The sequence below is a fragment of the Microcoleus sp. D3_18_C2 genome, assembly GCF_036702395.1.
Lineage (GTDB): Bacteria > Cyanobacteriota > Cyanobacteriia > Cyanobacteriales > Microcoleaceae > Microcoleus.
This window is the reverse complement of sequence record NZ_JAUBTG010000006.1, coordinates 41,221-55,392: the sequence shown is the minus strand read 5'-3', so window position 1 is coordinate 55,392 and position 14,172 is coordinate 41,221. Positions and strand designations below refer to the sequence as shown.

The 14,172-nt window shown below is 45.6% G+C and carries 11 protein-coding genes; 2 read left to right on the top strand and 9 right to left on the bottom strand.

Annotated elements, in window-relative coordinates; translation table 11 throughout:
- Window positions 1-74: 74 nt before the first annotated feature.
- From QUA88_RS06360 to QUA88_RS06345, 4 genes are all read right to left on the bottom strand, one after another.
- The gene (locus tag QUA88_RS06360; protein ID WP_333056741.1) at window positions 75-425 is read right to left on the bottom strand and encodes a hypothetical protein; all 351 of its coding nucleotides are present in this window, start codon (window positions 423-425) and stop codon (window positions 75-77) included.
- Between the two features lie 387 nt (window positions 426-812).
- Window positions 813-1,913 (bottom strand): saccharopine dehydrogenase NADP-binding domain-containing protein, encoded by a 1,101-nt coding sequence (locus QUA88_RS06355; protein ID WP_333056740.1) that lies wholly within the window; start codon window positions 1,911-1,913, stop codon window positions 813-815.
- Window positions 1,914-2,530: 617 nt separating this feature from the next.
- Entirely contained in the window at window positions 2,531-4,228 is a 1,698-nt protein-coding gene (crtO, locus tag QUA88_RS06350; protein WP_333056737.1) for a beta-carotene ketolase CrtO, read from the bottom strand.
- 433 nt (window positions 4,229-4,661) lie between these two features.
- Entirely contained in the window at window positions 4,662-5,888 is a 1,227-nt protein-coding gene (locus QUA88_RS06345) for a tetratricopeptide repeat protein (protein WP_333056736.1), read from the bottom strand.
- A gap of 24 nt (window positions 5,889-5,912) precedes the next feature.
- Between QUA88_RS06345 and QUA88_RS06340 the strand changes: the two genes are divergently transcribed.
- Window positions 5,913-6,239 (top strand): YbjQ family protein, encoded by a 327-nt coding sequence (locus QUA88_RS06340; protein ID WP_172184303.1) that lies wholly within the window; start codon window positions 5,913-5,915, stop codon window positions 6,237-6,239.
- A gap of 269 nt (window positions 6,240-6,508) precedes the next feature.
- Entirely contained in the window at window positions 6,509-7,132 is a 624-nt protein-coding gene (locus tag QUA88_RS06335; protein ID WP_333056735.1) for a hypothetical protein, read from the top strand.
- A 158-nt stretch (window positions 7,133-7,290) separates the two neighbouring features.
- Here the strand turns inward: QUA88_RS06335 and metH are convergent, their stop codons facing one another.
- The 5 genes from metH to QUA88_RS06310 all read right to left on the bottom strand — a co-directional run bounded on the left by metH (window position 7,291) and on the right by QUA88_RS06310 (window position 14,111).
- Window positions 7,291-11,028: a methionine synthase gene (metH, locus tag QUA88_RS06330; RefSeq protein ID WP_333270846.1), complete on the bottom strand. Its 3,738-nt coding sequence runs from the start codon at window positions 11,026-11,028 to the stop codon at window positions 7,291-7,293.
- Window positions 11,029-11,444: 416 nt separating this feature from the next.
- On the bottom strand, window positions 11,445-12,203 hold the full coding sequence (locus QUA88_RS06325) for a hypothetical protein (protein ID WP_333056732.1): 759 nt from the start codon (window positions 12,201-12,203) through the stop codon (window positions 11,445-11,447).
- 105 nt (window positions 12,204-12,308) lie between these two features.
- Complete coding sequence (locus tag QUA88_RS06320) at window positions 12,309-12,989, bottom strand: dual OB domain-containing protein (protein WP_333270843.1); 681 nt, start codon at window positions 12,987-12,989, stop codon at window positions 12,309-12,311.
- A gap of 65 nt (window positions 12,990-13,054) precedes the next feature.
- Window positions 13,055-13,507: a DUF488 domain-containing protein gene (locus QUA88_RS06315; protein WP_333056729.1), complete on the bottom strand. Its 453-nt coding sequence runs from the start codon at window positions 13,505-13,507 to the stop codon at window positions 13,055-13,057.
- Window positions 13,485-14,111 carry a DUF488 domain-containing protein gene (locus QUA88_RS06310; protein WP_333209794.1) on the bottom strand — a complete coding sequence of 209 codons (627 nt, stop codon included), beginning with the start codon at window positions 14,109-14,111 and terminating at the stop codon, window positions 13,485-13,487. The genes QUA88_RS06315 and QUA88_RS06310 overlap by 23 nt, the downstream gene beginning before the upstream one ends.
- Window positions 14,112-14,172: the final 61 nt, after the last annotated feature.

Sequence of the window (14,172 nt, the reverse complement as noted above, 5' to 3'; positions counted from 1 at the left end):
CTCGGCTCCCTTGTTTATTCACTGAAGCTGTTTATTTACCAGCAACTTGAGTTAGATATAAATCTCTTGATTTATTAGTTGCCAGTTACCTTTTCGATCAACTCTTCAGCTTTTTGAACTATGCCTTCTTGCGGGTGTTCTCCCTTGTACTCCTTTAAGCTTTCGTCGTAAGCTTTCTCGACCGTTGCAGGATTTTGAGAGGTTTTGACTATTTCTTCGTAAGCTGCTTGGGGATTGAGATCCTCGAAACTTTCTGCGGGGTCAGTAATTTTAGCTTCTGGCTGCGCCTGAGTTCTGTCTTGACCTGCGTAAGCAGCCTGACTGGGTACGATCGCTAGACTTAGCAGACCAATGAACGCCAGGGTACATACCAGCAAAATGCTTTGGCTCAATGTTTGTCCTAGAGCTTTTAAAACCCGCTTCATATCAACTTCTCCTCGTATTTTTCCGCAAAAATTATGGTGTTTGTCGCCCCTTCACTGCGATCGCACATTGACAACCTTGGTTCAATCGCAATCTGTGTCGCAGCTACCGCATCTAGAGCGAGCCAAAAGGGATGTTTCCCGTGACATCCCATATCTTAAGCGCCTGCTTGTTATTATTACTTCTACCAAAAGATAGATTAGTTATACAAGCGGAACTCATCTCCTATCAGGGGCGATCGCAATTCCTGCGAGGAACCCTATCTAGGGGTTTTCCCATCAATTAAGAAGCCCCTGACTCTTCTTTTTAGGCGCGTCTTTCGCGTCTTCGCAGTTCTGGCAAAAATCCTATTTTCCAAGATTTTAAATTGCTATAAATAACCTAACTAACTACAAAACAACCTGCTCTATGTCTAGTTTTCTGTTCTGCATAGCTCGTTCAAATAGCTCAGTAGAAAGAGCTTGTTCGACCGACCAAACGCCCGGTTTTTCCAGTTTTCCTTCTAACATTAATTGAGCTATGCTGCCAGTACCGAGGCCCGTAGCGACTGCTGCACTAGGGTGTATCGCTGTCGAGCAAACTTTAGCGGGTTGACCGTTTTTGAGACCGGTCACTTGCGATCGCACGGCCACACCAACCCCACTAAAACTATTACTAACACTGGTCATCCCATAACTGACGTAGGAGAGAAATTCAATCACAGAGTTATTTTTGAGCCAGCTAGCGGGCCAATACTTGGCAACAAACCAGGTAAGGTGATTGTAAAGGTCGGGAGACGTACCGAATTTAGTCACAACTGATTTGACGGGGAAAGTTTCGGGCAAAGTGATTGCTTCCGGCATATCGAACCAGTAAACGCCTGTGTTGCCGTAGGGTGCGGGAAATTCAATTGTTTCGCGATCGCTGTAGGGTTTTACTTGCTGCCACTTGCGATCGGCCCAAACGTCAAAAGGAGTTTGCAAACCTAAAAAAGTGGTTCTCATGACGGTAACGCCAGCACCGCCAGAACCTCCGACAACATAACTCAAATGGATGTTTTCTGCTTCATCTAATTGCTCCACATCTCGCCGCACCATGCTATTAGACACACCGGGAAAAATCCCCGTGTTAATAATAGCAGTAATTCCAGCATTTTTAGCTGTTTCGCGCAAGTCTAAAGCTCTGCGAGTAAAACTGCGGCTGTCGCTGACATCAGTATAATTAACACCTGCTTCTATGCAAGTTTTCAGTACACTAGCGTCTCGGTAGTGAAAAGGCCCCGCACAGTGAACCACAAGATTAGACTCTGAAACAGCTTTTTGCAGGGCTGCACTGTCCGCTAAATCAAAAGTTTGGTACTGCACCCGATCCGGCGGCAATCCCGGCCCAATAGAGGCTTCAGAGTTGCGTCCGGTAACGGTAATTTCTGCGTCGGTATGGGTAACAAGGTCTTGGGCAACACTGCTGCCAATTCGTCCTCGGCCGCCGACAATCAAAACTCGGTTTGCCATCGCTAAAAAAAGGGTAACGCCACTTCTCAGTCTCTCAACTTGGGGCCGGCGTTTTCATCCGCATAAAGTATGAATTGAGGAGAATGCGAGATGGTGGGGATCGGTGGCTATCGCCCTGATATGCCGATGGGGAGCGACTTCTACCAGGGACTTGCCTGTTCTGCTTTCATTAGAGGTTTGGCTGCGACACTAAGTTTAAAAATGCCTTCCGCGTTAACTTGTTCTTCTAATATTGAGAATTGAGAATTTTATCAATGGAATATGCTCTCGGATGCAAAAATATTTTAACAGATTAGAGGGAACGTGAACCACCGCCAGCGCTCGCGAAAGATGCACCAGATTTAAAAAGGGTAGTCCTGGACGCAGGGGTGGTCAGAAACCGGGTTTTTGCGAAAATACTGTATCCAGACCTTTAAAACTGGTAAAAACCCGGTTTCTTTGGTATTTATGCGTCCAGGACTAAATGGTATTAATAGCGCTCGCAAATCGTTTTCCCTTCACAGGGAATCAACCAGAAAAAATTATCGCACTTGCCAACAGATAAATCAATACAAACAAACAAACGCAGATGTGATTCATCTGCGTCTATCTGCCCTCATCTGCGGTTGCTAAAAATCTTACTTCTCATTACTCCGAAATACCGACTTCCCCTTCGCTTTCAGAGTATTAGCCGCATCTGCTAAAGTCTGCGCGAAAGGCTGCTGCGAGTGCATGAAAACGCGAGCGGTATTGCGTCCCGGCATCCCCGAAATTGAGCCACCCGGATGCGTTCCCGCCCCCGTGAGGAACAAACCGTCGATCGGCGTTTTGTAATTCGCCAACTCCGGCAAAGGACGGAAAAATATCATCTGATCTAGCGTCATATCAACGTGATAATAATTCCCTTTCAAAGCCCCCAAACGCTCTCCCAATTCTGCCGGACTTTCCACGTGGCGCCCTATAATTGAATTTTTGATATTTGGCGCGTATTCTGCTAATTTATCGATGCAGCGATCGGCAACTTTGTTTTTGAGCTCATCCGTCCAACCCGTACCGTGCTGGCCGGTTCCTTCAGCATTTTCGATCTGGTAAGGAGCAAAAAATTCAATCCAAGCCGTATGATGTCCGGGGGGAGCCATTGACGGGTCTAGTACCGTCGGAAACACTACATACATCGATGGATCAGAGTCGGGAATTCTGCCGATTGAAGGCTCGCTGTGAGCAATTTCAACGTGTTTTACCGAGTCTGCAATTAAAACCGAACCAATTAAATATTCGTCCCGATGATTCCAGCGATCGAACTTGGGCATTTCATTGAGAGCTAAGTCTATTTTGAGAATAGTCTCGTTGTTGTTAACAATTTTGCGCTCCAATCTTTCCCGCAAATCCGGGTCGGCACTGTCAACATCGCTGGAGTCCATTAAGTGCAGAAACAAGCGCTTAGCATCAATATTAGAAATGACACCTTTTGTCGCACGGTATTCCGTGCCGTTGGCAACTCGAACTCCCACAGCGCGACCATCATCAACTAATATTTTCTCGACGTGCTGGTCGGTAAGTACCACACCGGAATAACTTTTCACTAAATTGAGCAGCGCTTGCACTAATGCACCCGTCCCACCGCGCGGTCTTGCCATGCCGGGATTGTGTCTCATTGCCAGCATAATTGCGCCTACAGCAAGGGTTTTTTGCGAAGGAGGCGCGCCTAGTTCTGCGGCGAATCTTGCTAGGGGTGCTTTGATAAATTCCTCGTCAAACCACTCGTTGAGAAGGTCTTCAGCGCTGGTGAGCATCGTGCGAACAAAGTCCAGCGTTTTGTCGGGTGAACCGATGACTGACAATAAATCTTTGATTTTTGAAATATCGTAGTTTCCCAGAATATCTACGATCGATTTTGGTGGCGCATTAAACATCGGAACCATTGCCCCTAAAGCCCGCTGCCAAAAGTCTGTATATTCGGCATATTTTTTAGCGTCGCGCTCGTTGTAGCGGGCAATTTCAGCACAAGTTTTTTCAACGGATTTGTGCGCTAAGAAATATTTACCGTCGGGATGCGGACAAAAAGCCACTGGATCGCAGAAAAGATATTCTAAACCGTATTTTTCCAGTTCTAATTCTTCTACAACTGGCCCTAAATGGATAAACTCGTGGTCGATCGCGCACATATTGAATTTAAAATCCGGTAATTCGGGAATGGCCGCTTCAGTAGTTGCTGCGCCCCCGGGAACCGAACGTTTTTCTAACAACAGGACGGTATATCCAGCTTTCAGCAGATAAGATGCACAGACGAGTCCGTTGTGACCTGCGCCTATGATAATGACATCATACGTTTGCATAGATGAAGTTCTAGGGAGAGGATATTTTGCTTATTTTACAAATGTTAACAAGTTGGCTGTCTCTACCAATAGAAATAGATTCATTGTCAGTAAGCCCTTTTAGCATATTACAAAAGAGGGAGCTTTGACAAAATCCTGTTGTGCGATCGCCCTGATTTCTGCTTAAACTTACCGAGCACTCACCCTTCTCCAATTGCGCCAATATTGTACTATATTTAGGCAAATTTATCTGCGTTAAATTAAACAATTTACGCAAAGGAAGTAAGAAGGAAGAAGGAAGAGGAAAGGGGGCATTGGGAATAGGGAAGAGAAACAGTTTTGAGATTGCTTTTTTCCTTGCAAGACGGGGAGTGGAAGGAGTTAAGCCCTAGGAAAAATACTTACTCCACACTCAAAACTGCTAGCCAATTACCTATTAGTACATTGAGACATATTACTTTAGTTGCTGGAGCGCAGCCTCAGCTTTTTGTACACCATCATTGTTGCCTTGCTGGCGGTAAGTGTCGAGGGCTTGTTTAAAAGCTTCAATTGCTTCGGATTTGCGAGCGCGCGCTTTGAGTGCCGTACCCATATTGTAATAAGCTTCTGCCCGGTTTGGATCGAGTCCAATCACTCGCCTAAAAGTGGTAATTGCTCCTAAAAAATCTTGTTTTTTCAGTTGAATTTCCCCGATTCCTGCGTGTGCTTCCACTAAATTCGGTCGTACCGCAATAGCCCGCTGATAAGCTATAAGCGCTCCGTCGAAGTCGTTTTGATCCTGGAGAAGTTCGCCAATTTCTAGCTGCACTTCTGGATTCCGGGGCTCCAATTTTGCAGCTTCTTCAAAAGCTGCTAGCCCTTCGGAAGTATAGCCTGCCCGCAGCAAAGCAGTGCCTAATTTTAACTGGACACCTGCTTGTTTGGGAGCGAGTTCGGCTGCTTGTTGGAGCACGGTGACAGCACTGGCAAAACTTCCCTGCTGGATCAATACTAAACCCATTGAAGAATAAGCTTGCCAACTTTTTGGATCGAGGGCGATCGCCTCTTGGTATGCTTTAAAAGAACCGCTGTAATCTTTTTGCTGAAAGAGTACCACTCCCAGACCGATGCGGGCATTGACATTTTTGCGATCGAGCGCAGCGGCGCGGCGATAAGCTGTGGCGGCTGCGGGGTAGTTTTGTAAATTCGCCATAGCATATCCTAATGCGTATTGGAAGTCCGCATTGTTCGGTTCCAGACCGATCGCTTGTTGGTAAAATTCTACTGAGGCTTCATAGTTGCCTTGACGCGCTTCTAAATAGCCAATACCAGAAAAAATGCGCGGGTTTTCCGTATCTAAACGCGCAGCTTCCTGATAAATGGCGATCGCGCTACTGTAGTCTCCTACATCTACAAACTCGCGCCCTTGTCGCAGCAGAGCATCTAAATTTGAATCATTTTGAGGGTTGACTTGAACGACTGTTTCTGCTGAGAGCGCTATTTGCGGCGCTGTGACAGCGAATCCTGCTATTAGCAACGTAGTGAATACCAAGAGACTTTGTTTGTGCACGGCCATGTGTTTCAAAGAGTATGTGGAATGGAAGAGCGAGTTGCTGTCAGCTTGACAAGCTGACAACTGATGATTTACCAGGAATGTTTGAGTGGCGAGATGTAGTAAATCTACAGAACAAGACCCACTCAAAATTTTCGCGATTGAGGCCAACTGATGATTGTAACAACAACTGATATCATCCAAGGAGCAGAAATTCAATCTTACCTGGGAATTGTAACTGCTGAGGTTGTCTACGGCACCAATGCCCTGCGAGACTTCTTCGCGGGCATTCGCGACATCATCGGCGGGCGCACCGGCAGTTACGAGGAAGTGTTTCTCAAAGGACAGCGAGATGCCCTCGCGGAACTGGAAAAACGGGCCCAGCGCCTCGGCGCCAATGCCGTAATCGGGGTGGAAGTTGACACCGGCACGATTAATGTAGACTCCAGCGGGGCTTTGCTGCTGATTACTGCCGTTGGAACGGCTGTAAGATTGCGTTAAGCTGTATTTTCTGTATACGTCCGCATTTCCTGTATACATCCGGGAACTTTTCCAACGGGATAAAATAGTTATCACTCATGAGTCATCAGTCATCAGTCATTCGCTAATAGCGGGTGGCTGGGGGCGGATGACTTTTTCGTTTCTTTCTTCAGACATAGATACTGGTTATTTCCCCAGGCAGATATAGTTTTTATCAATCTCAGCCACAATCAATGCTTAAGTGAAAGATTGTTAAAAATTAAAGCAACTCTAAGAGGAAAGAAAAACCTATGTCATACGTAAATAGACCTGTAGATAACGTTGGTACCGAACCCGTGGTGGTAAATTCAGTGATGGAATACCACGATCGAGTACGTTGGGGCCCGATTTTTTCGGGTTTGGTAATTGCGATCGCCACACAACTGGTGTTAAGTGCATTGGGCGCTGCGATCGGCTTGAGCAGCATTGCTGGTTCAGGAGCTCCGCGCACTATTTCAGGAGACGTGGGTACCGGCGTCGGAATTTGGTCAATTATCAGTTTGTTAATTAGCTTGGCCGTTGGCGGTTGGGTAACTGCTCGTGCTTGCGGCCCGATGAACCGCAACACAGCGCTTTTGAACGGAGCAATTTTGTGGGCAACCACCTTAACAATCGGCTCTTGGCTGTTAGCAAATGGCGTGGCCGGCACTTTTGGCGTCATAGCTGCGAATGCGGGAGAAGCAATTAATCAAGCGCAGCAAAGCGGCGTCGATTTGCCGAACCAAGCGCCTAACGTAACTGCTCAGGATACTCGCAATATCGCTGGTAATGCTGCGAAAGCTGGTTGGTCATTTTTGTTCGGCTCGCTATTGGGTTTAGTTGCTTCGATGGTAGGAGCATCTGCAGGTGCACGCACTCCCCGGAATTACTCGTAAATGTTTCGTCAGACACGGAAAGTTCATATTCAGGAAAGCACTTTTTTTAAGGTGCTTTTTTGTTATTTTAATTTGGTTTCTCGTTCCCAGGTTGTACCGGGGAACGAGTATAAAAACGAGGAAAACGAGAGAAAGGTGCTGCTAGCGCACCCTATAAATTAAGCGCTGAAGTATTTGGCTGCTGGGTGATAGGTGATAATTGCGGTTGTTGATTGTTCGGGATAAAGTTGTTCGCTTTCATCCATGTACAGGTTGATACGATCGCACTTTAACAATTCCAGTTGCTTATACTGATCCGCCATATTCGGACAAGCAGGATAGCCGAAACTGTACCGCGAACCGCGATATCTTTGCGCCAGCATATCGCGAATGTTGTCCGGTTCCTCGCTACCAAATCCCAATTCCCGCCGAATTCGCGCGTGAGTCCATTCTGCTATTGCTTCCGCTGTCTGTACCGCTAATCCGTGAAAGTAGAGATAGTCGGTATATTGATTGTTAGCAAATAGCTTTTGCGCGTACTCTGTAGCAATTTCTCCCACTGTCGCTACTTGCATCGGAAATACATCGATTTTACCCGATTCTTTGGGCGCAAAGAAGTCGGCAATGCACAGCCGGCGCGCCGATTTTTGGCGGGGAAATGTGAATGTTGCAGCCACAGGCAAGATGCCTGTGCCACTCTCTGTTGCAGCCACAGGCATCTTGCCTGTGCCACTTTCTGTTGCAGCCACAGGCAAGATGCCTGTGCCACTTTCTTTTGTGGGGTGGGCATCTTGCCCGCCACTGATTATTGTTTGCCCGCCACTGATTATTGTTTGCCCGCCACTGATTATTGTTTGCCCGCCACTGATTATTGTTTGCCCGCCATTCATAATTTCCGGATCGTACAAATGCAAAGAATTACCTTCAGCTTGACAGGGAAAATACCCGTAAATTGCTTGCGGCTGCAGTAACTTTTCGGTGATAATTTTGTGTTTCCACTCTTCCAAGATGGGATAAACTTTCTCAGCTAAGAAAGCGTCGTATTCTTCCCGCGATTGGTCTTTGGGCTTGCGGAACTGCCACTGACCCGCAACTAAAGCTTGCAAATCTAAGTGCCAGAAAATCTCCTCAAATGGGATGTCTTCTCCCTGCAACAGTTTCGTTCCCCAGAAAGGAGGAGTCGGGCAATCGATATCTGCAGCAACTGCTTCGGATCGCCTAGTATCTATCACCACAGGAGTGTCTGCTTTCTTAGCCTCTTCTACAGAAATTTCTGGCGCCGCTTTAGCTTCTTTAACCGCCCCATTATCCTGCCCGATCTCATCTAAAAATCCTTGCAAATCTTCCCATTTTCCAGCAGATTTTGCTGGCATGAGTTTGTCCATAAAGTGCAAGTCAGAAAACGCATCTTTGCCATAAATTACTTTACCTTTATAAGTATTTTGGCAGTCTTCATGTACAAACTTGGGAGTCAAAGCCGCGCCGCCCAAAATTACCGGAACCGTGATTCCTTTCTGGTTGAACACTTCCAGATTTTCTTTCATAAATGCGGTGGATTTTACCAGCAAGCCACTCATGGCTATACAGTCGGCTTTGTGCTTTTCGTAGGCTTCGATGATATTATCAACCGACTGTTTAATTCCCAAGTTGATCACTCGGTAGCCGTTGTTTGATAGGATAATATCAACCAAGTTTTTGCCGATATCGTGAACGTCGCCTTTGACAGTAGCGATGATGAATGTGCCTTTGGCGTTGTCCCCGGATTCGGACTTTTCCATGTGCGGTTCTAGATAGGCAACTGCCGCTTTCATTGTTTCTGCTGACTGCAATACAAATGGCAGTTGCATTTGTCCCGAACCGAACAATTCTCCGACTACTTTCATCCCGTCTAGCAAGAAGGTATTGATAATGTGGAGGGGCGGATAGGTTTCTAATGCTTTGGCGAGTTGGATGTCGAGCCCAATGCGTTCGCCGTCGATGATGTGCTGCTTGAGGCGTTCTTCTACCGGGAGGCTTGCGTCTTCTGTACGATCGCGCTTGGTAGTTTTGCCCGCAAACACCGTTGTCAGGTCGCCCAAGGGGTCATAAACGCAAATTTCGCCGTCAAACTCCCGTTCGTCGTAAATCAGTTTACGGCAGATTTCTTGGTGTTTGGGGTCGATTTTCGCCAGGGGCAAAATCTTATTGGCGCTGACAATTGCCGAGTCCATCCCCGCTTGCATTGCTTCGTGCAAAAACATGGAATTCAAAACTTGCCGCGCCGCCGGATTCAAGCCGAAGGAGATGTTAGAAACTCCTAAAATTACGTGACAGCCTGGTAATTCTTGGCGAATGCGGCGGATGGATTCGATGGTGGCTTTGCCGTTTTTTCTGTCTTCTTCAATCCCGGTGGAAATGGGCAATGCTAGGGTGTCAAAAAAGATTTCTTGGGGGGGAATTCCGTAGGCGACGGCGGCGTTATAGGCGCGTTGGGCAATCGCAAATTTTTTGTCTGCGGTTCTCGCCATTCCGTCTTCATCAATCGTCCCGATAACTATGCCCGCGCCGTATTTTTTCGCCAACTCCAAAACTTGATAAAAACGCGGTTCTCCGTCTTCATAGTTAGTGGAATTCAGCAAACATTTGCCGCCCGCAACTTTTAAGCCTGCTTCCATCTTTTCCCATTCTGTGGAATCCAGCATTAAAGGGAGAGTTGCATTTGTCACAACGCGGGAGACTAATTCTTTCATGTCTCGCACGCCGTCGCGGCCGACATAATCCACGTTGACATCGAGAATGTGCGCGCCTTCTCGCACTTGTTCCCTAGCCATTGCTACTAAACCATCCCAGTCTTCGGCGTTTAGCAAATCGCGGCATTTTTTGGAACCGCTGGCGTTGAGTCTTTCGCCGACAATTAAGAAGGAATTCTCTTGTTCGTAGGGTTGGGCGGTGTAAATTGAAGCGGCGGAAGGTTCCCAAGTAATTTCGCGAATTTTGGGTTTAAGAGTTTTGCCAATTTCTGATAGTTCGCGAATGTGATCGTAGCGAGTGCCGCAGCAGCCACCGATGACTTGCACGCCTAAGTCTTCGACAAAGCGCATCAAGGCCATTTTTAATTCTATGGGCGTGAGTTTGTAGTGCGCGTGGCCGCCGATGTTTTCGGGTAAACCGGCGTTGGGAACGCAGGAAACGACGAAGGGTGAATGTTCGGAAAGGTATTTGACGTGTTCGGCCATGCGATCGGGCCCGGTGGCACAATTTAATCCTAAGATATCTATGGGGTACGGCTGCAAAATGGCTAGGGCGGCGCTGATGTCGGAACCGACTAACATTGTGCCGGTGGCTTCCATTGTGACTGATACCATTAACGGAATTCGCGCACCTTTTTTCTTAAATACTTCTTCAATGGCATTTAATGCTGATTTAATTTGCAGCACATCTTGACAAGTTTCGACAATAAATAAGTCAACGCCACCGTCATAAAGTCCTTCTGCTTGTTCGGCAAAAGCGGCGGTGAGTGTGTCGAAATCAATGTGTCCTAATGTTGGCAATTTGGTGCCTGGCCCGATCGATCCTGCGACAAATCTCGGTTTTTCTGCTGTGGAAAATTCGGCGGCGATACCCTTGGCGAGTTCGGCGGCAGTTTTGTTGAGATAATATGCTTTGTCTGCTAAATCATATTCGGCGAGAACGATGGAAGCCCCGCCAAAGGTGTCTGTTTCGATGACATCGGCCCCTGCTTCGAGGAATCCCCGGTGCACGTTGGCGACGGCTTCGGGTTTGGTGTGGACGAGATATTCGTTGCAGCCTTCGTATTCTTTGCCGCCAAAGTCTTCTGCGGTGAGGTTTTGGACTTGCAGGTTGGTTCCCATCGCGCCGTCGAAGACGATGACGGGGCGTGAGGGGTGGTGGAGTCGATCGAGGAATCTGCTATTCATAAGCGGTAAAAAAACGCAGGTGCTATATATTTACAATTTTATCTATTGTGCAATATTGTCAACATTTATGTGACTGTTGGCAAATGGTTAATTAGTGAAGGATTTAATGCGGCTGACAATAGTTCGTAGGCCGGGGCCGGGGCGTAGCCATCGTACCTGTTATTTTACCGATCGCCCTGGATTATTGTCAAAATGCTGTTGTGGGTGAGGCTGCGGCGGGAAAATCGGCGAGTTGCAAGGGATTTTTTCGCTTAACTGCTGACGATTTTTGCGAAAATGCGATCGCCACAATTCAATGAGTTATATAGCAATCCTAAATGCCTCGTAAATTCTTACCCACCCCAACCCTCTCCGAACCCGCTGGGACTCCGTAATAAATTGACAAATGATGCGAGAATTGCTATATAACTAAAGCATTAAGATTTCTTTCTCATCCTTTTGTGAGACGCTATTTTAGGCAGTCGCTTAATTTCACTTTCGCCTCCTGGAACTTCTAGTTGTTTGATATTTTCTTCTACTTCTTCTATAATTTCTAAATCAACAGTCTCAACCTTGCCCCTGCTGATTTCTTTCTCTTCCTCAATCTCCTCCGCATTCAGTTGATTTGGGATTAACTGCACGTCTAGCCCAGAAGCTTGAACCGACAATTCTTCTATTTTTTCATTAATTTCAACTTCTCCAATCTCTTGCTCAATTTTCGCCGCCACTAAATCTTCCTCGCAAGCAGGAAAATCATCAATTTTTTGACTAATTTCAGTTTCTCTGATTTCCTTATCTACTAGCTGCATGGATAACTGCTGCTTTTCCCTTGACAATTCATCAACCTTAGTTCCAAGCATTCTAATCTGTTCGTTAAGAACGCGAATTTCTCGGTTTTGCTGCTGAATCATTTCTTCGGCATCAGCAATAGTTCGATTTCTCTCTAATATAACCTCATTTTTAGTTTCTAATTCCAAAGCGCTCATAGCCGCTTTAATTACATTATAAAAATGTGGCTTAGATACATCAACTTGTTTAGCATTATGACGACTTTTTCCCAAAAGTCCAATCTTTTGTCCTTGCTTAACAGCCAAAACAAAACCTTGATGATTTTTTATTTTTAATTCTTTGACAAAATCCACTTGAACTAAACTGCAAATATATTTGTGACAGTCAAAATAAAATTCTGCTTTCATCAAAAAGCACCCCTTTCTGCTACAGTCCCGCAGAATTATAGCATGAACAGAGTTTTTGCGGGAAATAAAAAGAAATAAATAATCGATCGCCCATTTGGGTCAAAACTAAATTTCATCATCAACAACATCTTCCGGCAACTCTACCACACCCGCAATCAACTTCCAACAAGGGTCATCTCCCTCCCAATCATCGGGCCGCCAAGGCATACTCAAACTCACTGTTACCAAACAAGCTTTTTGCGGTACATACCCCAATTCTAACTTTCTAATAAACACCGGATCTGTAATTGTTGCAGTCAATCTTTGACCATGCTGCGTGACAATAGATCCTTCCCATTTATTACCACCTTCAAATCTTTGACTTAGCTTTTTTACCGTAAATCTTACTGCTTTGACTAATTGCAAAGTTAGGCGATCGCACCTTGGCAAAGACTGCATATATGCCACCGTAACATATCGCAAATCGTTGTGCAAAATATATTCTTGACTCTGGCAATATTTCAGCAAATATGCTGGCGGAACTTTCCCTACTTGCCGCCATTTTCCCGGTAAAACAGAAAGATTTTCACACTCAAAGCCAAAGTCCGGCCCCGTCTTGGCCAGAGGAATTTCTAGAACATCTAACAACGCGGGTTCAAGTCTATTTATCTGCCGCATTTCTTTAGGAATTTTGCCCTCTGGTAAGTCGGAAACAGGACGCACCCACTTACCTTGAAGTTCATTAATTCCGGCGATGCACCTGTCGCCGCGTTTCCAGGAATTAGCGAGACAAATTATCCGAGTCATTCGATTTTAGATTGTAGATTTTAGATTTTAGATTCATCCCACCATTATCTAATCTTTTCACTAAATCAAAGATGATTAATTGTGACATTTTTCCACTTCTCGCTGAGATATTCAGCAACTAAGCGGCGGTGACAATTATGAGGTTTTGGTTCGCTACAAAGCAGACACCCGCAGTCTAAAATATCCGATGAAACCTTGTGTTCAATTTGTCGATCGCCCATCAACTCCAAAAACTTCTGTTCATAAACATCCCAATCTCCCTTTTTCTTTTTATAATCATCCAAAATATCTTGAGTTGGCGCTAAATCCAGAATGTGAACGTACTCAATATTGCCAATGGTTCGCAAAAAATACTCTAAATCTTTCCGCTTAGCAAAACCCGCCAACTGCGACACATTATTCAGCCGCGTATCTATCACCCTGCGGACTCCCGCTTGCATCAAAATCCCAAAAAACTCCTCCGCACTTTTTTGAGTGAAACCAATTGTAAATAAATTAATTGCTTTCTTTTGTGACATAAGCGATGTCCAACCCGTGACGATAATAAGCTGTTTCTAAATCTACTATTTCCTCTTTAACTTGAGGCTCTAATTCAAACAAGCTTAGCTGAATTGGCTCATTATTTTTTTTGCCTTTGTTAAACTTGCTCAAAAGTCTTTCTTCTAAATGCTGGTGCGATTCTAAATTGCCATCGGAAAGAATGTGATGAATTTGTAAATTAAATTCTCTGAGTTTCTGGCAAACTAAAATAGTCCTATGACAAGTAATCGGGTCTTTTTCCGCACACATTAAACTGATTTTATAATTGGCTGCGCCTTGGATCAACCGCTGAATTCCTTCGGAAAATAGAGGAGTTGCTGCTATGCGATCGTATAAAGCTTTACCGCTAGTATCATAACAGCTTAAATCCTCTGGTCTCGCGCCCAACTCTTTGCCTAAAAAAACATATTGAATGCCAACACTTGACAGAGAAACTTTAATTTCGGATTTATTAAAATGAGGTAAATAGCGGCTAAAAGGATGCGATCGCACGTCCGCAACCGCCGTAATTCCGTGTTGTTGCAGCAGCAAAACAAACGCTTCAATACTCAGATTGGAGTGCCCGATCGTAAATAATTCCATTGCTTCGATCTTACTATTCCGTCTTTGCCTTGCGGATGAAAGTTTGTGTAGCCAAATTCTG